Here is a 21,418-nt window from a genome sequence, read left to right as displayed (position 1 = left end):
CGACAAATCGGATACAAACATGTATACAATTTTTCAGCAAGTCCTCGCGTGCTATGCCCAGGGCGCCTGCGGCGGCTAGGTCGGCCATGGCGGCTTGGAGCGCGGACACGCAGCAGTTACTCTGACGACCGTTTTGACGGTCACGGAGTTCCAGACAATGACCTTGCGTTCCATCTGCGTATTCTGCGGCGCCAGCCCCGGTGCCAGCCCCATTTACCGCGAAGCAGCCGAGAGCCTCGGCCGGCACATCGCCGAGCGCGGCCTGCGCCTGGTCTATGGCGGCGGCGCCGTGGGCCTGATGGGCATGGTGGCCGATGCCGCCCTGGCCGCCGGCGGCGAGGTGGTGGGGATCATCCCGCAGAGCCTGAAGGAGGCGGAAATCGGCCACAAGGGCCTGAGCCGCCTGGAGGTGGTCGACGGCATGCACGCGCGCAAGGCGCGCATGGCCGAGCTGAGCGACGCCTTCATCGCCCTGCCCGGCGGCCTGGGCACCCTGGAGGAACTCTTCGAGGTCTGGACCTGGGGCCAACTGGGCTACCACGCCAAGCCCCTGGGCCTGCTGGAAGTGAACGGCTTCTACGACCCGCTGCTGAGCTTCCTCGACCACCTGGTGCAGGAACGCTTCGTCCGTACGGAACACCGCCAGATGCTGCAGCGCGGCGCCACCCCGGCCGAACTGATCGATGCCCTGCAGGCCTGGAAGCCCCTGGCCGCGCCCAAGTGGGTCGACCGCGCGCCGACCTAGCGCCAGCACTCGCTGGTGGCCGGGCTGCGCTGGCCCAGGGCGTTGAGCGTCAGGGTGCCGCAGCGGGGATCGTTGCGTTGCGGCTCGACCTCCAGCAGGTAGCCGCCATCGCCATCTTCGCCGGCCGACAGCGTCAGGACGTAGCGCCCATTGCGCGAGGTCGCCTGCAGGCCGAGAGAGGCGATATCGGCATCGGCCACCACATAGCGGCGGTTCTGCGCGAAGAATCGTTCCTGGCGCGCCGCCGCCTCCATCAGCAGGGCCTGGCCTTCGGCGCGGTCGGAGCGCCGCGCGTATTCCACGTAGCTGGGATAGGCGACGCTGGCGAGGATGCCGACGATGACCACGACGATCATCAGCTCCAGCAGGCTGAAGCCGTTCTGCCCGCTCATTCCGATGCCTCCATCTGGCGCCAGCTCTGCCGGCCCGGGCGGATGCCGTCGTAGAAACGCACCGCCCCTTCGCTGCCGTGGGCGACACCCAGGCCGCTGGACAGGTCGAAGCCGAGGGACGCCCCGCCCAGGCCGCCGGGCAACAGCACACCGGCGACCTTGTTGCCTTCGACACGGTCCCGCGCATCGACCACGCCGTCGTTGTTGTAGTCCAGCGCGTCCGTCAGCGGCGCCCCGCCAGTCAGGGGGTTGAGCGCCAGCAGCCAGGTGCTGACGCCATCCTGGCAGGGGTCGGCGTTCGGCGTCAGGGTGGCGAACAAGGCCAGCCGGCCGCTGCTGGCCGGGTCGGCGACGACCTGCTCGCCGGTCTTCGGCAGGTCCAGCAGCCAGCCATGCACGCCGTTGCCGGCCGAGCCGGGCTTCTGCGCAGCGGGCGCCCAGGCCAGCGGGTTGCTGCTGAGGCTTCGGTAGCTGTCGGTGGCCTTGGTGAACTTCTGGGCCTGCAGCCTGTTGCGCGTCACCGTCGAGTCGTTGCCGCCCTGCTCTCCCGCGGCCAGCCTGTCCCAGATGCCGTAGAGGCTCATCGCCCGGCTGGTGTCGGCCTCGGCGTCGTGGACCTCGAAGTACTTGCCGGTTCCCAGCAGCGCCAGCACGCCCTGGCCCGAGGGATGGCGGACCAGCCAGGGCGCCGCGGTGATGGGCTGTACCTCGCCCTCTTTGCTCGGAGCAAGAGGGGCAAGGCGGGCGCGGAACAGCGGCCGGCCGGCCAGCCCGACCCGGTAGTCGGAGGCGCTGGCGGAGTCGGGGCCGCCATATCCGCCCTGGCTGGTGGCCTTGTAGAGGTCGAAGCGCCAGAGGTTGCCGAGCAGGTCGCCGGCGTAGGCATGGTCGACGATGCCGTCGCCGTCCATGTCCGCGGCGCGGGGGCTGGACAGGCCGTTGGCGGCATCGCCGCCCCGGCTCACGTTGAGTTCGCGCAGCAGCGAGCCGGTGGCGATGTCGATCAGGTAGAGCACCGCCATGTCCTGCAGGCCGTCGTAGCCGTTGGCCGCCAGCACCGCCCACTGGCCGCTGTGCAGGCGGGTGATGACCGGGCGCGCCAAGGTATGGCCGAGGCGTGCGAACGGGCCGGCGCCGCCTTCGATCTCCCAGAGCAGCTTCGGCTGCTGCGGGTCGGTGACGTCCAGGGCGAAGAGCGCGCGGCCGCCGGCGCCGAGGCCGCCGACCAGCACGGTGCGCCAGGCGCCGTCGAAGAACACGTCTTCGGCGACCAGGGGGCCGTCCACCAGGTAGCGATGCTCCGCAATGGTGTAGCGCGGATCGGTCAACCGGTACATGCCGGCCAGGGCGGGACGGGGCACGAAGGCGAAGACCTCTTCGCCGGTCTCGGCGTCGAAGGCGTGCAGCATGCCGTCGTTGGCGCCGACGTAGATCATGCTGCGCCGCGAGGCCTGCGCCGCCTTGAATTCGCTGTAGGCGTCGTCCCTGCTGCTCAGGCCGTCATTGTCGGGGCTTTCCAGGCGGTCGCGCGGCAGCGCCGGGCGGGACGGCGCCGTCACCAGCAGCGGCGCCGAGTTGACGATGTCGCCGAGCAGCCCGCCGCGCACGCGGAACTCGCTCCCTTCGAGGTCGCGCTTGCCGGCCAGGTACTGCACGCGTGCTTCGCCGCGGGAGTCCTGGTCGCCGGAGAGCGTCTGGTTGAAGACGCGCCGCTGCCCGCTGTCGAGGTTGCTCCAGGCGAAGTCCACCAGGCTCTTGCCCTTGCCCATGAGTACCCGCCGCGGGTTCTTGCGCGCGTCGAGCAGCGCCTTGGCGCTCCACAGCTGCTGCCGGCCGGCGTTCGCCGGTTGCAGGTACTTGACCAGGTCGCCGCTCCAGTCCTCGCTGGAGAAGGAGGCGACGTAGACATGCGCCTGGTCCTTCACCTCGCCGGCCGCCACCGCCGGCCGCGCCGCCGAGGCCGCACGGTTGACGATGCGCGAGAGGATGCTGGCGAAGGCGTCGACCATCTGCTGCGGGTCCTCGGCGCTGAAGAACTCGCCGCGGGAGTTGATCGCCGCGTGCCAGAGGTCGTAGACGTTGTTTTCATGATCGGAGCTCGCTGGCGGCCAGGCGATGCTGCCATTGGCCAGGCCCTGGTAGCCGGCCCCCTCGAAGGTGCCGCCGGACCATTGCGGGCTGAGCAGCGAGTGCCCCAGGCCCAGGCCCATGGTGAAAGTCACCAGGTGCTGCCAGGTCGCCGGGTTGTTGCGCGGGTCCCAGTATTGCCGGGTGGCATCCGCCTGGGCGAAGGGAACGTAGGGCTTCAGCTCGTTGGCAAGGTCCGTGCGCGCATCGGTGGCCCAGTAGTGGAAGGCCAGGTCGGCCAGGGTGTTCTTCGCCCCGTCCTTGAAGGGCGAGCGGGCCGCATAGTGAGCGCCGTCCGGCAACGTCCTGCCACTACCATCGACGTTGCCACCCACCGAGCCCGCCCTGCCGTTCCACAGCCCATCGGTCATCATCAGGTGATAGCTGGGGCGACAGGTGAATTTCGGCTCTTTCTTGCCGCCGGGCTCGAAGTCGTAGGCTGGGCCGTCCTCGTCGGCGATGAATTTGCCGGCCCGGTCCAGCGCCTGGCGCAGAGGCGTACCGCCGCTGAACCTGACGCTCGACAGCCAGTGGAAGAAATCCGCGCGGTGCTTCTTGGCGAATGGACGAAACGGGTTGCCACCGCTGTAGCTGATGCCGTTGCACCCCCACTGCCCGTCGAGCTGGCTGCAGCCGTTCAAATCCTGCCAGGTCAGCCGGATGGACTCGGGCAGGCTGTTGAAGGCCAGGTTGGCGGCGCTCTGGGTGGCCAGGGCGCGGTTGCGGTAGAAGGCGTACCAGATGGCGAAGTTCTCCCGTTCGTCCTCGCCGTTCGGGCCGGAGTTCGCGCCGACCTTGACCAGTTTGTAGCACTTGTCGTCGGTCGAGGACGCCGAGCAGCCGCTCAGGCTCGCGTCGAACCTGTAGTAGTAGGCCGGCACACCATGCTGGGTAAGGTCCACCGTGGAGGTGCCTGCGAGCACATTGTAACTACAGGGAACCCACCTGCCGTTGAGATGCCCATCGCACGCGAACCACTCCGTGCGCTTGATCTCCAGCCTAAGGCCGGGAGCGAGGTCACCATCCCAGGTCTGCCCGGTGGACAGCGAAGCGCTGCGCTTGAAGTCCCTTTCGGGATTCTTCGTCTGCTCGAGATCGCTCGACGAATCCGGAGAATAACGCCAGGTCACCCGGTACTCATTGGCCAGGTCGATCGTCTCGCGTCTTTCATCGAAGCCGTTACGCCTGACCCGGGTGAAATCGAAGCCACCGCCCTGGCTGACGGGGTATTCGCGCACCGTCAGTCGACCGTTGCTGAAGGTGACCTGCTTCGGCACCCGGTAGGTCAGTTGGGGGTTGTAGTACATCGGGTTGTAGCTGGCCGCCTTGGCCCGACGACTATCGGCATGCTTACCGATGGCATCGGGAACGTAAGCCATGTGCATGCTGCCGGAACTGTCCATCGTCAGGATCAGGTTCGGCGCCACCGTCTGGCTGAGGAACAGCGGCTGCTGGCTGATGTGCAGCTTATCGGCGCTCGCCGGCATAGCCAGCCAGGCCGCTGCCAGACCGAGGAAGAGACGGGGGTAGTGGCGGCGAAGGCTCATCGGTTTTCCTCAGTTCACGTAGCGCCGGGCGAAGACCGATTGCAGGAGCACCGGCGTGCGCCCGTCATCGCTCCCGGCATAGACGTCGGCGTAGTAGTAGTCGGTGCGCAGCTGCGGCTCGTCGAGGTTGCCCAGGTTCAGGCCGTCGCCATCGCTGGCGAAGTAGGCGGCGTGCTGGCGCAGCGTCCGGTCGAAGCCGCTCTGGCCGTCGGCGCCGCGGTAGTCGATGGCGTTCTGCGCCTTTCCCCACCACGCACCCGGATCGCTGCTCCAGCTCCACTGCCAGGCGCCCTGCTCGTCGACGCGCCGCACGCTGTCCACCTGCAGCACGCAGAGGCCCTGGCGCCCGGCGCAACTGGCGCCGCGCAGGTCGTCGCTGCCGGCGATATCCGCCAGGCGCCGCTCGACGTTGCGCAAGGCCGATTCGGCCGCGTTGAAGGCGCGCACCTGTTCCGCGCGGTTGCCGGCCAGGCGGAACTCCAACTGGCTGGCGGAGATGCCGGACAGGGCCAGCACGGTCATCAGCAGCAGCATGACCAGCGCCACGACGAGCACGGCGCCGCCCTGGGCCGTTGCGCTTGCACGGACATTCATGGCTTCAGGTTCCTCTGGGCGATGGCGGCGAAGGCGATCTGCAACGGACGGGTGTCGCTGGCGGCGATGGCGGGGGCTCGGCCACTCAGCGCCTGCCAGTCGTTGCGCACCCCGCTGACGATGCCGTCGCCCTGGCCGCCCTTGCCGGCGAACAGCAGGTACAGGCCGACCTGCTGTACTTGCTCGGTGCTGTCGGCCAGCGGCTGGAAGCTGAAATCCACCATGTCCTCGACCAGCACGCTGGCGGAACCGGGGCCGCTTCCCCCTTCGACGAAGGAAGTGCAAGTCAGCTTTCCGGCGTTGCTGTCCAGCGCCAGGTGGGCGACCACGTTGAGCGGTTTCGTCGAGAAAGGCAGCGACGCGCCGCTGCAGTCCGCCTCTTGCGCCTCCAGGCCACGCTGGTAGCGCACGCACAAGGCCGCGCTCCTGTTGCCCTGGGCCAGGGCCAGCGTCTGCCCGGCGGCGAAAGCCGGACAGCCATGGACGGCTCCCCGTGCCGGGAAGGCTTCCTCGGCTATTTGCGCCTGGGGCCTGGCCCGGTAGCCGGCGCGGGCCGCCAGGCGCTCGATGGCGTGGGTGGCGAAACGGGCATTGCCCTGGTTGGCCAGTTGGCCGAACTGGAACTGGGCGTGGCGCTTCTGGTCGAGGAACAACTGGGTGACACCGATGATCAGCACGCTGCCGAGCAGCAGCGCCACCATCAGTTCGACCAGCGACAGGCCCAGCTGGCCATGCTGCAGATGGGAGGCCCTCATTTCACAGCTCCGCGCGCAGCACGTAGCTGCACACGCCCCCGTCGCACATTTTCGAACGCTTGTCGGCCCAGGCGACGCGGATCATCACCAGGGAACCGGCGTCGGAACAGGCTTCGCCCGAAGCGCTGCGGCAGACCGCGAATTCCTTCGTCAGGAGGTCCTCGGTCACCGGCAGCAAGCGCTCGATCCGGCCACGCCAGCAGCCGAGGTCGGCGGTCGCGACGCCGTCGCCACCGCTACCGCGCTGCCGTGTCCCGCAGTTGTCTGGTATGGCTGGAAAGGCGGACTTCTCGGCCTTGAAATACTTCGACTCGCCGTTCAACTGCCCCGTCGCGTCGAGCACCGCGTCGCGGTTGCTGCGCATCATCTCCAGCAGGTCGTGGGCGAGCATCACCGCGTTGCCCTGCAGGATGGCCGCCTGGGTGTTCTGCACCGCCTGCGACTGCAGGGCGAGCATGCCCAGGCCGCCCACCGTCAGCACCAGCAGCGCCACCAGCACCTCGATCAGGCCGACGCCCGCGCATGCGGCCCTCATGAGCAGCCTCCGCTGGCCGGCAAGGCTATCTGCCCGCTGGCGAGGATGCGGATGCGCTGGCAGGTCGCGCCGTCCACGGCCGGGCAGATGCTGATGCAGGTCGCGTTGCCGCCCAGGCGCCCATCGGCGCGGAAGACGATGCTGTTAGCAGCGCTGGCCAGGACGACGGCGTCACGCAGCGTCACCTGCCGCAGGCTGGTGCTGCCGGCCGTCACCGTCAGAGTCCCGCGCCAGGTACTGCCCTGGGCCGGCTTCAGTGTGACGGAGCGCCCGCGGCTGGCCGCCTCGCTGCGGGTATAGAGCAGCAGCGCATACAGCTCCTGGGCGGCGCCCTGCACCTGCTGGCTGCGTACCAGTTGGGTGAAGCCGGGCACCGCGATGGCGAGGGTGATGGCCAGCACGGCCAGGGTGACGAGCAGCTCGATCAGGCTGAAAGCGGCGAAACGGGAATGGCGTGGCATCGGGCCCCCGGGCGATGAAGACGGCAACCGGCGCGGGAAGCGTCGGTCGAGGTCCACCCAGGGTGCGCTTGTCGACGGGGGGAATATGCAGGATGAATCGCCAGCTTCGGCGGGGCCTCCCCACTCGCGGGAAGGTGAAATTTCCTATGGCGGCAGGAAAGCTCCTGCGCACTCACCGGCTGTCGAGGATTGACGACCGCCCATCCCCAACGGCGTAGGAAAACGCATTCGGAAGCACCAGGGGCACCCTTGCGGTGCCCCTGCGTGTGGCGCGGCGATCAGTTGGCGGATTGCTGCTGCACGATGATGGTCTGCGCCGGCATCGGCGCCGGGAAGCCGGTGCCCAGGGCTTCCTTGATGGTGCGGTTGGTGTCGAAGTAGACCTGCCAGTAGTTGTCGTTGTGGCAGTACGGGCGCACCGCCAGCACCGGGCCGACCAGGTTGAACTCGAGGATCTCCACCTCCACCGGTGGCTCGTCGAGCACGTTGGGGATCTGCGCGATGCGCTCCTTGAGCAGGGCCGTGGCGGCCGCGTAGTCGGCGGCGCCGGACAACTGGGCCTTGAGTTCGACGCGGCGGAAGGGGTTGTGGCTGTAGTTCTGGATGGTGTCGCCGAAGACCTTGTTGTTGCCCACCAGGGTCAGCACATTGTCCGGGGTGTTGATGGCGGTGGAGAACAGGCCGATCTCCTTGACCGTGCCGGTGACGCCGGCGGCGGTGATGAAGTCGCCGACCTTGAACGGCCGCAGGACGATGATGAAGCCGCCGGCGGCGAGGTTTGCCAGCAGCCCCGACCAGGCCATGCCGATGGCCACGCCGGCCGCGGCGATCAGCGCCGCCAGGCTGGTGGTCTGCACGCCGAAGTAGCCGAGAATGCCGATCACCAGGACGATGTTGAGGGTCACGGTGATGAAGGAGCCGACGTAGCGCAGCAGCGTCGGGTCGACGCTCTGCCGGGCCAGGGCCCGCTCGACCATGCCCACCGCCAGGCCGATCAGCCAGCGGCCGATCACCCAGAAGGCGATGGCGGCGAGAATCTTGATGCCGAAGGCCAGGGCGTACTGCTGCACCAGCGACCAGATTTCGTTGAACTTCTCCGTACCCACGTTGACGATGTTCGTGTCGCCCATGGCCTGGCCCATCCGTTGATTGGGAAATGACCAGGGAAAAGCTAGCACGCCGTTCGCGGCTTGCCCGGCGGGTGGGGTTGTCAGGAGCAACTAACTTGCCGGCTGCGCAGAGGCGCTTTTCGTAGGATGGGTTGAGCTTGCGAAACCCATGCGGCCTTGGTGATGGGTATCGCTTCGCTCAACCCATCCTACGACGGCGTTTCTCCTGCACCACCCTCACCCCAACCCTCTCCCGCAAGCGGGAGAGGGGGCTGTCCTGAGCGGGTGGGGAATCCGGGGTCGTCCTGGTACATCTGGCTACGAACAGCGCTTGCCCGTAGGGCGCAAGATCGTAGCGGACCTTGTCCGCGATAGCCGGAACCACCGGCGCGATTCGCGGATGAGATCCGCTACGCTGCCCCACCCACGCCATTCCCCTGCGCGCGTTTCGCGGGCAGGGCCCGCTCCTACAGGCTGACGTCGAAACTCCAGCCCACGCCGAACGGCCCCCTCTCCCTCCGGGAGAGGGCTGGGGTGAGGGAGCGGAGTCAACCGGACACACAGCAGCCACCCGCAAGCACCGTTCGCGAGCAAGAACTAGGCGTCCCCCTCGATCCTACGGAGAGCACCTCGGAGCCTGGCCTTGGCCGCTCTGCTACACCGCCAATTCCCAATGCGGCATCACCGTCACCCGCACTTCCGGGTCGTGGCTACCGCCGCCGAGGATCACCCCGCGCAGCGGCGAGACGTCGGCGAAGTCGCGGCCCCAGGCCAGGGTGATGTGTTCCAGGGCCGGGAGGATGTTGTTGGTGGGATCGAAGTCCACCCAGCCGTTGGCCGGGCAGTACAGCGAGACCCAGGCGTGGGAGGCGTCGGCGCCGATCAGGCGGGGCTGGCCGGGTGGCGGGCGGGTCAGCAGGTAGCCGCTGACGTAGCGGGCCGCCAGGCCGCGCGAGCGCAGGCAGGCGAGCATCAGGTGGGCGAAGTCCTGGCACACGCCGCGGCGGCGCTCCAGCACTTCGGTCAGGGGCGTCGCCACCTGGGTGGCTTCGGCGTCGAAGGCGAATTCGTCGAAGATTTTCTGCATCAGCGCCGCGGCGCCTTCCAGCAGCGGCCGGCCGGGGGGGAAGCAGTCGGCGGCGAAGTCGGCGAACTGGCGCTTGATGCGCACGTAGGGCGATTCCATGCGGAAGCGGCAGGCTTCCAGTTCCTGCGCCGACAGGGCGCGGCCGCTGAAGGCCAGGCCGGCGGCCACTTGTTCCCAGGCCGGCGAGGCGTGCAGCGGCGGGCGCGGCAGCACTTCGATCTGCAGGCGGGCGTTCACCTGCAGTTCGTCGTGGGGCCGTTCGAAGGCCAGGCGCGTCAGCGGGTTGCCGAACACGTCGAAGCCGTCGCTGCGCTGGGTGGGCACGGGTTCGATCTGCAGTTCGCGGCCCAGGCAGCGCTGCCGCGGGCAGTCGCGCGGCCACAGGTGCAGCAGTTGCTGCGACAGCGACACCGGCGCGGCATAGCGGTAGCGGGTGTCGTGGAACACCTGGTAGCGCGCCACCGGCGCGGACGTTGGGGAAAGCTGGGCTTCGGCCATCAGGTGGACACCGTGCGCTGGCTGACGTCGTCGACGTGGGCGAAGTAGCGCAGGCCGAGGCGGTCGGATGCCTGGCCGGCGCCCTGCGCCAGTTCGCGCAGCAGGCGCGCCAGGCCGGCGAGCACTTCGTCCTGCCCGGCGCTGCCGAACAGCGGGTTCTCCAGGGTGGCGAAGTCGAAGGCCAGCAGGCGCGTGGTGAGCAGCGCCAGTTCCTGCTCGCGGGGCATGCCGAATTCCTGGTGCAGGCGTTCCAGGGAGCGCTCCAGGGCCTGCAGTTGGAAGTACAGGGCGTGAGGGTTCTGCTCGTGCAGCAACAGCAGGTCGAGCACCGGGATCAGCTGCGGCCCGGCGAGGTAGCGCGAGCGGTAGGTGATGGTGCTGTTGCCCAGCTCCAGCAGCCATTCCAGGGCGCCCGGGTCCCAGGCTGCGCCGCCGGTTAGGAAGCCGGCGATGGCGTCGGCGAAGAACTGGATGCGCTCGATGCGCCGGCCGATCATCAGGAAGCGCCAGCCGTCGTCGCGGGTCATGTCGTCGAGGGCGAAGCCGGACAGCGCGGCCAGGGACATCAGCAGGCGGTTGAGGAAGTCCAGGGCGTCGCCCAGTTCGGTGTCGCGCGCGTCCAGTGCCTGCAGGTCGCGCTGCAGCTCCATCAGCGCCAGCCAGTTCTCCCGCGACAGCCGCCCGCGCACCTGGGCGGCGGCCCAGTGCAGGCGGCGCAGGTTGGCGCAGAGGCTGTTGCTCCAGTGCTCGTCCAGCAGGGCCGCCAGCAGGCGTTGCTCCAGCGGCGCCTCGCCCCGGGGGATCAGGCCCATGGCGCCGGCCAGGTCCAGCGCGCTGCGCAGGGCCTGCTCGTCGCCGTCGGCATCGACGTAGCGCGACAGCACCACGCGCAGCAACCGGGCGTTGTCGTCGCAGCGCTCGGCGTAGCGGCCGAACCAGTAGAGGTTCTCCACCACCCGCGAGGGCAGGTACGGGTCCTGCCGGATCAGATCGCGCGCGCCTATGTTGCGCGGCCGCAGCGGCTCGCCGTGGACCGGGCGGTCGGCCAGCACCCAGGTGTCCTTGCTGGCCCCGCCGCGCTGCATGGAGACCACTTCGGCGTCCGCCGCCGAGGCCACCCGCGTCAGGCCGCCGGGCATCACCCAGTAGCGGCCGTCGCTGGCGGCCACGGCGAACACGCGCATGCCGATGGCGCGCGATTGCAGCTCGCCGTGCGCCCCGACCTGCTGCCACACCGGCGCCTGGGACAGCTGCGCCTGGCGCTGCGCCACGTAGGCGTGGGGCTGCGCGCGCAGGCGCTGGCACAGCTCGGTGCGGGCCGCCGGGCCCAGCGTATGGCCGAACAGCGGCTCGAAGCTCTGCGAGGGGAAGGCCGGCTTGATGACCAGGCGCTCCAGCTCGCCCAGCGCCATGTCCAGGGCGCCCGGTTCGCAGCACCAGTGGGTCTGCACCGCCGGCAGCAGCAGGTCTTCGCCGAACAGCCGGCGGCTGGCCGCCGGCAGGAAGCCCAGCAGCCCCGGCGATTCCAGCACACCGCTGCCCAGGGCGTTAGCCACCAGCACGCGGCCGCGGCGCACGGCGTCGAGCAGGCCGGGCACGCCGAGGGCGGAGTCGGTGCGCAGTTCCAGCGGGTCGCAGAAGTCGTCGTCCAGGCGCCGCAGCACTGCATGCACGCGCTTCAGGCCGCCGAGGGTCTTCAGGTAGAGGGTGGCGTCGCGCACCGTCAGGTCGTGGCCTTCCACCAGCGGGAAGCCCAGTTGGCGCGCCAGGTACAGGTGCTCGAAGTAGGTTTCGTTGAAGCGCCCCGGGGTCAGCAGCACCACCAGCGGCGTCTCGCCGTCGACCGGGGCGCAGTGGGCGAGGGTTTCCTGCAGGGTGCGGAAGTAGCCGGCCAGGTACTGCACGCGCAGTTCGCGGTATAGCTCCGGCAGGGCGCGGGAGATGATCTGCCGGTTCTCCAGGGCGTAGCCGGCGCCGGAGGGCGCCTGGGTGCGGTCGGCGAGCACGTGCCAGCGGCCATCGGCGTCGCGCGCCAGGTCCACGGCATAGCTGTGCAGGTAGATGCCGCCGGGCACCGGCAAACCGCCGCAGGGCCAGAGGAAGTTGGGGTGGCCGTAGACCAGTTCGGTGGGCAGCACGCCCTCGGCGAGCAGGCGCTGCTCGCCATAGAGGTCGGCCAGCACCGCGTTGAGCAGCCGCCCGCGCTGCGCCACGCCGGCGGCGATGCCGGCCCATTCCTCGGCGGACAGCAGGTTGGGCAGCAGGTCCAGCTCCCAGGGGCGGTCGGCGCCCTTGGGGTCGGCGTAGACGTTGTAGGTCACGCCGTTTTCCTGGATCTGCCGCGCCAGCAGGGCCTGGCGCTGCTCCAGCTGCGCGGCGCTGGCGCGTTCCAGGCGCTGCACCAGGCGTTGCCAGTGCGGGCGCACGCCGCCCGCGGCGTCCAGCAGTTCGTGGTACGCCGTGGCGGACAGCGGGTAGTGGGCGAGCAACTCGGACATCAGGGACTCGGCGTGCAAGGCGGCCTGTTCACTTTAGCGGGCGGCGGCGCTCATGTCCGCCGCAGGTCGAGGGTCATCGGCAGTTCGGCGTCGGCGCGCGGCGCCTCCACGTTCAGCTTGCCGGGTGTGTGGCCGTGGCGGAAGAAGCGCGCCAGGCGCCGGCTCTCGGCTTCGTAGGCGTTCACCGGGAAGCTGTCGTAGCTGCGCCCGCCAGGGTGGCTGACGTGGTACTGGCAACCGCCGAGGGAGCGCTGCATCCAGGTGTCGACGATGTCGAAGACCAGCGGCGCCTGTACGCCGATGGTCGGCTGCAGGCAGGACGCCGGCTGCCAGGCGCGGTAGCGCACCGCGGCGACGTATTCGCCGACCTGGCCGGTGGGCCGCAGCGGCACCGGGCGGCCGTTGCAGGTGACCACGTAGCGGTCCGGGGCCATGCCGCCCAGCTTCAGCTGCACGCGCTCCAGGGACGAGTCCACGTAGCGCACGGCGCCGCCGGGGGCGCCCTCCTCGCCCAGCACGTGCCAGGGCTCCAGGGCCTGGCGCAGTTCCAGGTCGATGCCCTTCACCGCGTAGTCGCCGTATTTCGGGAAGCGGAATTCGAAGTGCGGGGCGAACCAGTCGCCGCGCAGCGGGTAGCCGAAGACGTTGAGTTCGTGGACCACGTCGGCGAAGTCCTGCTCGACGAAGTGCGGCAGCAGGAAGCGGTCGTGCAGCTCGGTGCCCCAGCGCACCAGCTTCGACGGCGTGTAGGGCTCGGCCCAGAAGCGCGCCACCAGGGCCCGCAGCAGCAGTTGCTGGGCCAGGCTCATGCGCGCGTGGGGCGGCATTTCGAAGGCGCGCAGTTCCAGCAGGCCGAGGCGGCCGCTGGCGCTGTCCGGCGAGTACAGCTTGTCGATGCAGAATTCGGCGCGGTGGGTGTTGCCGCTGACGTCCACCAGCAGGTTGCGCAGCAGGCGGTCGACCAGCCAGGGCGGGCAGTCGGCGCCCGGCTCGGGCATCTGCGCGAAGGCGATCTCCAGTTCGTAGAGCGCGTCGTTGCGCGCCTCGTCCACCCGCGGCGCCTGGGAGGTCGGGCCGATGAACAGGCCGGAGAACAGGTAGGACAGCGAGGGGTGGTTGTGCCAGTAGCTGACCAGGCTGCGCAGCAGGTCCGGGCGGCGCAGGAAGGGCGAGTCCGCCGGGGTGGCGCCGCCGAGGACGAAGTGGTTGCCGCCGCCGGTGCCGACGTGGCGGCCGTCGACCATGAACTTCTCGCTGGACAGCCGCGACTGGCGCGCCGCCTCGTAGAGGAATTCGGTGCGCTCGACCAGTTCGTCCCAGTTCGCCGAGGGGTGGATGTTCACTTCGATCACGCCCGGGTCGGGGGTGACGCGGAAGTTGCTCAGGCGCGGGTCGGCCGGCGGCTCGTAGCCTTCCAGCAGCACCGGGCAGCCCAGTTCGCCGGCGGTGGCCTCGATGGCGGCGACCAGCTCCAGGTAGGCCTCCAGCTCCGCCAGCGGCGGCATGAACAGGTACAGCCGGCCTTCGCGCGGTTCGGCGCACAGCGCAGTGCGGGTGATCCAGCCGGCGGACTGGTGCAGCAGCGGCTGGCGCGTGGCGTCCGGGCCGCCGGGCATGCGCTCGCGTACCTGTTGCAGTTGCGCGGCGCGGCGCAACGGTGGGCGCGGCTGGCTGGGGTCGGCCGGGTTGACGTAGGGGTAGTCGGCCTCGCTGGCCCAGGGCTGCGAGTCCAGCGGCAGGCGGTAGCCCAGCGCCGAGTCGCCGGGGACCAGCCGGCAGTGCTCGCCACGGAGGAACCAGCGGCTGCTTTCCCAGGCGTCGCCGGCGGCGCTGCGCGCCAGCGGCAGCACATGGCCGACCTCCTCGCCCAGGCCGCGCTCGAACACCCGGCACAGGCGTTCGCGCTCCAGCGGGTCGGCCAGGCGCGGGTCTTCCGGGGTGACGTTGCTGGGTAGCCGGCGCTCGCGCCAGAGGTAGTAGAACCAGTCTTCGTAGGCGGCGAACAGGGTGTCGCCGGCCAGGCCCAGGCGCCCGGCGAGGCGGCGCAGGAAGCGCGCGGCCAGGGCGGCGTCGGCGCCGTAGCTGCGGCCCTCCTCGGCGTAGAGCATGGGGTTGTTCCACAGCGGCTCGCCGTCGCGCCGCCAGAAGCAGTTGAGCGACCAGCGCGGCAGTTGCTCGCCGGGGTACCACTTGCCCTGGCCGAAGTGCACCAGGCCCTTGGGCGCGTAGTGGCGGCGCAGGCGGTGGAACAGCTCGGCGGCCAGGCGGCGCTTGTTCGGGCCCAGGGCGGCGGTGTTCCACTCGGGGTCGTCGGGGTAGTCGATGGCGATGAAGGTCGGCTCGCCGCCCATGGTCAGGCGCACGTCCCGTTCGGCGAGGTCGGCGTCGATGCGCGAGCCCAGTTCGCGGATCGCCTGCCACTGTTCCTCGCTATAGGGCTTGGTCACCCGCGGCGCTTCCCAGACGCGCTCCACGCGCATCTGGTGGCTGAACCGAACCTCGCATTCCTCCAGCGCGCCGGTGATCGGCGCCGCCGAGGACGGCTCGGGGCTGCAGGCCAGGGGGATGTGGCCCTCGCCGGCGAACAGCCCGGAGGTCGGGTCCAGCCCCACCCAGCCGGCGCCGGGCAGGTAGACCTCGGCCCAGGCGTGCAGGTCGGTGAAGTCCACTTCGGTGCCGCTGGGGCCGTCCAGGGCCTTCTGGTCGGCGCTGAGCTGGATCAGGTAGCCGGAGACGAAGCGCGCCGCCAGGCCCAGGTGGCGCGCCAGCTGGACCAGCAGCCAGGCCGAGTCGCGGCAGGAGCCGGAGGCCAGCTCCAGGGTCTGCTCGGGCGTCTGCACGCCGGGTTCCATGCGGATGAGGTAGCGCACGTCGCCGGCCAGGCGCTGGTTCAGCGCGACCAGGAAGTCCACGGTGGGGCTGGCGTCGCGCGGCACCGCGGCGAGGTATTCGGCGAACCGCGGGCTGGCCGGCTGGCGCGCGAGGTAGGGCGCCAGCTCGCGCTGCTCGTCGGCGCCGTAGGCGAAGGGGAACTGCTCGGCGTAGGGCTCGAGGAAGAAGTCGAAGGGGTTGAACACCGCCATCTCGGCGACCAGGTCCACCTCCACCCGCAGTTCCTCGGTCTTCTCCGGGAACACCAGGCGCGCCAGGTAGTTGCCCTGCGGGTCCTGCTGCCAGTTGATGAAGTGCTTGCCCGGGGCGACCTTCAGCGAATAGCCGAGGATGCGCGTGCGGCTGTGCGGCGCCGGGCGCAGGCGCACCAGTTGCGGGCCGAGGTTCACGGCGCGGTCGTAGCGGTAGTGGGTGACGTGCTGCAAGGCGACATGGATCGACACGGCGGGCCTCCTGCGGGCCTGGGCGACACAGCTTCCGCGCAAGTCCCGTGCCAGCCGCCAGGGGCCGTGGAACAGGCTGCGCACGGGCGCCGGGCACCATCGCGGGGCCAGGGGGCGCATGCCGGGCATGGGGTGCACGGAAATAGGGCGCCGGTGGGGGATAGCCTAGACGGTGGGGTGGTCTTTCGTAGGAGCGAGCTTGCTCGCGAAGAGGGAATTGCCTGGGGGTTTGGTGTTGGGCTTTAGAGCGCCCTCTCCCCAGCCCTCGGCTGCGCGCCCCGCCCTGAAGGGAGAGGGGGCTTGTCCGTGCCGAGACAAAGAAGGTTTCAAATGGAAGCTTCCGGTATTGCCGGCTGACTCCAGAACATCCAAGCACACCGAACGGTCCCCTCTCCCTTCAGGGAGAGGGTTAGGGAGAGGGAATGGAGTCCCCCCACGCACCGACATCGCATGGAAGCTCCAGCGTCAACTACACCCCCCCGCCAACCCCGCAATCCACCGCTCCAACACCTCCAACCCCTCCTTGTGCACCAACGCCCGCCCCAGCTCCGGCATCATCTCCCCGGGCTTGTCGCTCCCCACTCGGTAGGTCAGCACCGACAGCTCCGGATGCCCCGGATGGATATCCTCGCGACGCCCGCCAGTGCCATTGCCCGCCGCCACCGGCTGCTTGCAGAACCCGTAGTTCACGCCCAACTCGGCACTGGCATCGATATACAGCCCCGAGGTGCGCGCCGCCCCCTTCGGGTTATGGCAGTGGCCGCAATTGGCGTCCAGATAGCTGCGCGCCTGCTTCTCCAGGCTCTCGCCTGCGCGCGGGTGGCCCCAGAGGGCGTTCTGCGGCACCTGCGCCAGTTCCGGCAGGCCCTGCAGGAAGCCGCGCGCCTGCCAGTGGCGCAGCTGGTTGTCGCTGCCCTCGGCGTAGCCGAAGTCCTTGTTCAGGTGCCGGGCCTTGGGGCCCAGCGGGGCGATGCCGGCGCCCTTGGTCTCGGCGTGGCACTCGGAGCACTGGTTGGCGTCCGGCACCATGTAGGTGAAGGCCACCTTCTGCCCGGCCGCGTCCTGCAGCTCCAGGGCCTGGCTATCGCCGGCCAGTTCCAGGTGCGCTTCCTTCTGCTCGGCGTCCCACACGTAGGGCAGCGCCGTCCAGCCGTCCTTCTGCTTCACCAGCACGCGGGTCTCGACCAGGCGCACCCTGGCCAGGTCCAGGCCCTGCTGCGGGTCGCGGTCGTCCTGCGAGTTCTCCAGCAGTTGGCCCTTGCCGTCGGTGGGGTAGTAGAAGGTCTTGGTCAGCACCGTGCCCAGCGGGTAGTCGAAGTGGCCCTCGGCGTATTTCGCCGCCTGCCCCTCGGGCATCCACACGGTGCGCAGCTTGTGCGCATAGTCGGTGAACAGCGGCGTGTTGAGGTCGTAGGGCAGCACCTCGGGCGCAGGCGCGAGGTGGCCGCCGCCCAGGTGCAGCATGCCCCAGCCGCTCAAGGTCTGCGGGTAGTCGTCGCCCTCGGGCTGGTAGCGCGGCTTCGCCTGCTGCCCGCACCCGGCCAGCGCCACGGCCAGGGCGAGCGACAACCAGGCGTGGGCGGCTCGCGTCATGCCTTGCCTCCCTTCTCGCCCAGGCCGGCCTGTTCGATTTTCGGCAGCGGCTTGAGCTTGCAGCGGTGGCCGCTCATGTCGGTGCTGATGTTCTTGTAGCCGTTGGGGCCGTCGACGTTGACGATGCCGGCCTCGCCGTTGTCGATGCAGATGGCCAGCTCCTCCGGCAGCTTGCCGTCGACCAGTTTCTTCTGGTTCACGTAGCCGTCCCAGAGGATGTCCGGCAGGCGCCCGTTGAGGCCGAACTTGGCGATCTTCAGCGCCTTCAGCTCCAGGTGGTCGGGGCTGTCGCCGCCGGGGCCGAAGGTGTTGCCGTGGATGTAGATGCCCTCGGGGTAGGGGTCGAAGTTCGGCTGCGTCGCCTTGTCCGAGTAGTTGGTGCTGTAGTAGCTGCTGATGATGACGTTGGCGGTCTTGTGGTCGCCGATCCTGTTGTCGAAGATTTCCACGTCGTCGTTGGAGTTGACCACCACCCCGGAACCGGCCGGGACGCTGGCCACCGGCGTGCCCTTGTGGCCGAAGTTGTCGTGGTTGTTGCCCTGCACCTCGTTGTTGTAGACGCGGGTGCCGCGCCCCGGCTGCTGCAGGTTGGGCATGTTGAAGACGAGGATGCCGCCGGTGTTGCCGGTGGCCACGTTGTCGTACACGTCGGCGCCGATGGTGTTCTCGATCTCGATGCCGGCGACGTTGCGCTCGGCGCGGTTGTTGCGCACCACCACGTTGCGCGACTGGCCGACGTAGATGCCCGCGTCCGAGGCGCCGATGGCCACGTTGCCCTCCAGCAGCACGTTCTCGGTCTGTACCGGGTACAGGCCGTAGGCGCCGTTCTCGGTGGCCGGGCCGTTGGTCCATTCGGTGCGCACGTTGCGGATCACGATGTTCTTGCCGCCCAGCACCTTGAGCGCGTCGCCCTTGCTGTCCTCGATGGCCAGGTTCTCGATGGTGAAGTCCGAGGCGTCCACCAGCAGGCCTTCGGCGCCGGCCTTCTGGTTGCGGAAGCTGAGGATGGTCTTGTCCATGCCGTCGCCGCGGAGGGTCACGCCATCGACCTTGAGGCTGAGGCCGCGGTCGAGGTGGTAGGTGCCGGCGGGGATCGCGATGACCTCACCGGGCTTGGCCTTGATCAGCCGGGCCTGCAGGTCTTTCTGGAAATCCGCGCTGACCGCGGCGGTGGGTTTGTCCTGCTCGCCGCAGGCGGCCAGGAGCACGGCGAGGCTGAGAAGGGACAGGGCGGCGCGACGCATGGCGGGGTCTCCGGTCTTGTTTTTATGATTTTGGAACTATAGTACCAAAATGTTTCGGTGGATAGACCAGATGCGGTTCCCTTCCTGTAGGAGCGAGCTTGCTCGCGAACAGAGTTTCCCGGATACGCCGGCATCAGACCGACCTCCGCACCCTCTCCCCAGCCCTCGGCTGCGCGCCCCGCCCTGAAGGGAGAGGGGGCTTGTCCGTGCCGAGAGAGGAAATGGTTTCAGCTGGAAACCGCCGGAACCGCCGGCTAACGCCAAAACATCAGCGCACTCCGAACGGTCCCCTCTCCCTTCAGGGAGAGGGTTAGGGAGAGGGAGTGGAGTTGAACCAGTGCACAGGTACCACCGGCGGGTTCGCGAGCAAGCTCGCTCCTACGAAAGCAGGCCCGGAAACGAAAACGGGGCCTTGCGGCCCCGTCGTCGGTCATGCACTCAGCGCGGTATGTTCGGCTGGCGCTTGGTGGTGCGCTTCTTGCCCTTGGCGTAGGCCGCGGCCTTGCCCTCCTCGCCCTTGTTCCACGGGCGCGAGCCGTCGCTGGCGCGCGGCGGCAGGCCGGTGTGCTGGGTCAGCAGCGGCTTGCCGGCCTTCTTGCTGCCCACCGGGGTGGAGTTCTTGCGCCGGGCGCTCTGGTAGCTGCCGTCGGCGTCGGGCTGGTGGGTGGGGATCAGCTGGTGCTTGCCGTTGCCGATCAGGTCGGCGCGGCCCATGTCCTTGAGCGCCTCGCGCAGCATCGGCCAGTTGTTCGGGTCGTGCCAGCGCAGGAAGGCCTTGTGCAGGCGGCGATGGCGCTCGCCCTTGACGATGGTCACCGCGTCGCTCTTGTAGGTGACCTTGCGCAGCGGGTTCTTGCCCGAGTGGTACATGGCCGTGGCGGTGGCCATCGGCGAAGGATAGAAGGCCTGCACCTGGTCGGCGCGGAAGCCGTTGCGCTTGAGCCACAGGGCGAGGTTCATCATGTCCTCGTCGGTGGTGCCCGGGTGCGCGGCGATGAAGTACGGGATCAGGTACTGCTCCTTGCCCGCCTCCTTGGAGAACTTCTCGAACATCTGCTTGAAGCGGTCGTAGCTGCCGATGCCCGGCTTCATCATCTTCGACAGCGGGCCCTGCTCGGTGTGCTCCGGGGCGATCTTCAGATAGCCGCCGACGTGGTGCGTCACCAGCTCGCGGACGTACTCCGGCGACTCCACCGCCAGGTCGTAGCGCAGGCCCGAGGCGATGAGGATCTTCTTCACCCCCGGCAGGTCGCGGGCGCGGCGGTACAGTTGGATCAGCGAGGAGTGGTCGGTGTTGAGGTTCTCGCAGATGCCCGGGAACACGCACGACGGCTTGCGGCAGTGCTTCTCGATCTGCGGGTCCTTGCAGGCGATGCGGTACATGTTGGCGGTCGGCCCGCCGAGGTCGGAGATCACCCCGGTGAAGCCCGGCACCTTGTCGCGGATCTCCTCGATCTCGCGGATGATCGAGTCTTCCGAGCGGTTCTGGATGATCCGCCCTTCGTGCTCGGTGATCGAGCAGAAGGTGCAGCCGCCGAAGCAGCCACGCATGATGTTCACCGAGAAACGGATCATCTCGTAGGCCGGGATCTTCTCGCCGCCGTAGGCCGGGTGCGGCACGCGGGCGTAGGGCAGGCCGAAGACGTAGTCCATCTCCTCGGTGCTCAGCGGGATGGGCGGCGGGTTGAACCACACGTCGGTCTCGCCGTGGCGCTGGACCATGGCCCGGGCGTTGCCGGGGTTGGTCTCCAGGTGCAACACGCGGTTGGCGTGGGCGTACAGCACCGGGTCGTTCTTCACCTTCTCGAAGGACGGCAGGCGGATGACGGTGCGCTCGCGGGTCAGCTTCGGGTTGGGCAGCAGTTGCACCACCTTGGCTTCGTTGGGGTCTTCCTGCGGGCCCTTGTCCTGCTCGATGGCGCAGGCGGCGGTGTCCTGGGTGTTGACGTAGGGGTTGATGATCTTGTCGATCCTGCCCGGGCGGTCGATGCGCGTGGAGTCCAGCTCGAACCAGCCCTCGGGGGTGTCGCGGCGGACGAAGGCGGTGCCGCGCACGTCGGTGATCGACTCGATCGGCTCGCCGGCGGACAGGCGCTGGGCCACTTCCACCACGGCGCGCTCGGCGTTGCCGAACAGCAGGATGTCGGCCTTGGCGTCCATCAGGATCGAGTGGCGGACCTTGTCCTGCCAGTAGTCGTAGTGGGCGATGCGGCGCAGCGAGGCCTCGATGCCGCCGAGCACGATCGGCACGCCCTTGTACGCCTCGCGGCAGCGCTGGCTGTAGACCATGCTGGCGCGGTCCGGGCGCTTGCCGGCGTTGCCGCCGGGGGTGTAGGCGTCGTCGGAGCGGATCTTCCGGTCGGCGGTGTAGCGGTTGATCATCGAATCCATGTTGCCGGCGGCCACGCCGAAGAACAGGTTCGGCTTGCCCAGCTTCATGAAGTCGTCTTTCGACTGCCAGTCCGGCTGGGCGATGATGCCCACGCGGAAGCCCTGGGCTTCCAGCAGGCGGCCGATGATGGCCATGCCGAAGGACGGATGGTCGACGTAGGCATCGCCGGTGACGATGATGATGTCGCAGGAGTCCCAGCCCAGTTGATCCATCTCTTCCCGGCTCATCGGCAGGAACGGCGCCGGGCCGAAACACTCGGCCCAGAACTTGGGATAGTCGAACAGCGGCTTGGCGGCTTGCATCACGGGCACCGGGGGCATCTCTAGGAATAGGGTCGCGAAATCGCGGGCGCGGAATATAGCACAAAAAGTGAACAATTCCGACCGGGACGCTGGGGTTTTTCCCGGCGCCGGGCGACCGCCGGACGGGGACGATTGGCGGAGCCGGCGCAGTGGCAACTGGCTATACTCGCTCCACCGTCTCAACAGGCTTGGCCGCAGCGGCCG

Annotated in this window: 14 protein-coding genes; 1 reads left to right on the top strand and 13 read right to left on the bottom strand. The window is 69.0% G+C overall.

Annotation, left to right across the window (positions count from 1 at the left end; translation table 11 throughout):
- Positions 1 to 157 precede the first annotated feature (157 nt).
- Positions 158 to 745 carry a TIGR00730 family Rossman fold protein gene (locus IG194_RS16265; protein WP_058488218.1) on the top strand — a complete coding sequence of 196 codons (588 nt, stop codon included), beginning with the start codon at positions 158 to 160 and terminating at the stop codon, positions 743 to 745.
- Here the strand turns inward: IG194_RS16265 and IG194_RS16260 are convergent.
- From IG194_RS16260 to IG194_RS16200, 13 genes are all read right to left on the bottom strand, one after another.
- Positions 742 to 1,137 carry a type IV pilin protein gene (locus IG194_RS16260; protein ID WP_058488217.1) on the bottom strand — a complete coding sequence of 132 codons (396 nt, stop codon included), beginning with the start codon at positions 1,135 to 1,137 and terminating at the stop codon, positions 742 to 744. The two genes, IG194_RS16265 and IG194_RS16260, sit on opposite strands and share 4 nt — an antisense overlap.
- Entirely contained in the window at positions 1,134 to 4,811 is a 3,678-nt protein-coding gene (locus tag IG194_RS16255; protein ID WP_058488216.1) for a pilus assembly protein, read from the bottom strand. The genes IG194_RS16260 and IG194_RS16255 overlap by 4 nt, the downstream gene beginning before the upstream one ends.
- Positions 4,812 to 4,820: 9 nt before the next feature.
- Positions 4,821 to 5,405: a PilX N-terminal domain-containing pilus assembly protein gene (locus IG194_RS16250; protein ID WP_058488215.1), complete on the bottom strand. Its 585-nt coding sequence runs from the start codon at positions 5,403 to 5,405 to the stop codon at positions 4,821 to 4,823.
- Positions 5,402 to 6,160: a PilW family protein gene (locus IG194_RS16245; protein ID WP_058488214.1), complete on the bottom strand. Its 759-nt coding sequence runs from the start codon at positions 6,158 to 6,160 to the stop codon at positions 5,402 to 5,404. Before IG194_RS16245 ends, IG194_RS16250 begins: the two co-directional genes overlap by 4 nt.
- Position 6,161: 1 nt before the next feature.
- Positions 6,162 to 6,695 carry a type IV pilus modification protein PilV gene (gene pilV / locus IG194_RS16240; protein ID WP_058488213.1) on the bottom strand — a complete coding sequence of 178 codons (534 nt, stop codon included), beginning with the start codon at positions 6,693 to 6,695 and terminating at the stop codon, positions 6,162 to 6,164.
- A complete protein-coding gene (locus IG194_RS16235; protein WP_009613428.1) occupies positions 6,692 to 7,156 on the bottom strand; it encodes a GspH/FimT family pseudopilin in 465 nt (154 codons plus the stop codon). The genes pilV and IG194_RS16235 overlap by 4 nt, the downstream gene beginning before the upstream one ends.
- A 278-nt stretch (positions 7,157 to 7,434) precedes the next feature.
- A complete protein-coding gene (locus IG194_RS16230) occupies positions 7,435 to 8,286 on the bottom strand; it encodes a mechanosensitive ion channel family protein (protein WP_043269128.1) in 852 nt (283 codons plus the stop codon).
- Positions 8,287 to 8,920: 634 nt separating this feature from the next.
- Positions 8,921 to 9,850 (bottom strand): transglutaminase family protein, encoded by a 930-nt coding sequence (locus tag IG194_RS16225; RefSeq protein ID WP_141679742.1) that lies wholly within the window; start codon positions 9,848 to 9,850, stop codon positions 8,921 to 8,923.
- Positions 9,850 to 12,348, bottom strand: coding sequence for a circularly permuted type 2 ATP-grasp protein (locus IG194_RS16220; RefSeq protein WP_058488212.1), 2,499 nt, complete (start codon positions 12,346 to 12,348; stop codon positions 9,850 to 9,852). The genes IG194_RS16225 and IG194_RS16220 overlap by 1 nt, the downstream gene beginning before the upstream one ends.
- A 50-nt stretch (positions 12,349 to 12,398) precedes the next feature.
- Positions 12,399 to 15,683: a DUF2126 domain-containing protein gene (locus IG194_RS16215; protein WP_058488211.1), complete on the bottom strand. Its 3,285-nt coding sequence runs from the start codon at positions 15,681 to 15,683 to the stop codon at positions 12,399 to 12,401.
- A 465-nt stretch (positions 15,684 to 16,148) separates the two neighbouring features.
- On the bottom strand, positions 16,149 to 17,276 hold the full coding sequence (locus IG194_RS16210) for an SO2930 family diheme c-type cytochrome (protein ID WP_058488210.1): 1,128 nt from the start codon (positions 17,274 to 17,276) through the stop codon (positions 16,149 to 16,151).
- Positions 17,273 to 18,520, bottom strand: coding sequence for a parallel beta-helix domain-containing protein (locus IG194_RS16205; RefSeq protein ID WP_058488209.1), 1,248 nt, complete (start codon positions 18,518 to 18,520; stop codon positions 17,273 to 17,275). The genes IG194_RS16210 and IG194_RS16205 overlap by 4 nt, the downstream gene beginning before the upstream one ends.
- A gap of 438 nt (positions 18,521 to 18,958) precedes the next feature.
- Positions 18,959 to 21,214: a YgiQ family radical SAM protein gene (locus tag IG194_RS16200; RefSeq protein ID WP_058489698.1), complete on the bottom strand. Its 2,256-nt coding sequence runs from the start codon at positions 21,212 to 21,214 to the stop codon at positions 18,959 to 18,961.
- Positions 21,215 to 21,418 lie beyond the last annotated feature (204 nt).

Origin of the sequence: Pseudomonas sp. ADPe, from assembly GCF_014843515.1 — a bacterium.
Lineage (GTDB): Bacteria > Pseudomonadota > Gammaproteobacteria > Pseudomonadales > Pseudomonadaceae > Pseudomonas > Pseudomonas citronellolis.
This window is presented reverse-complemented; position numbering and strand designations above follow the sequence as displayed.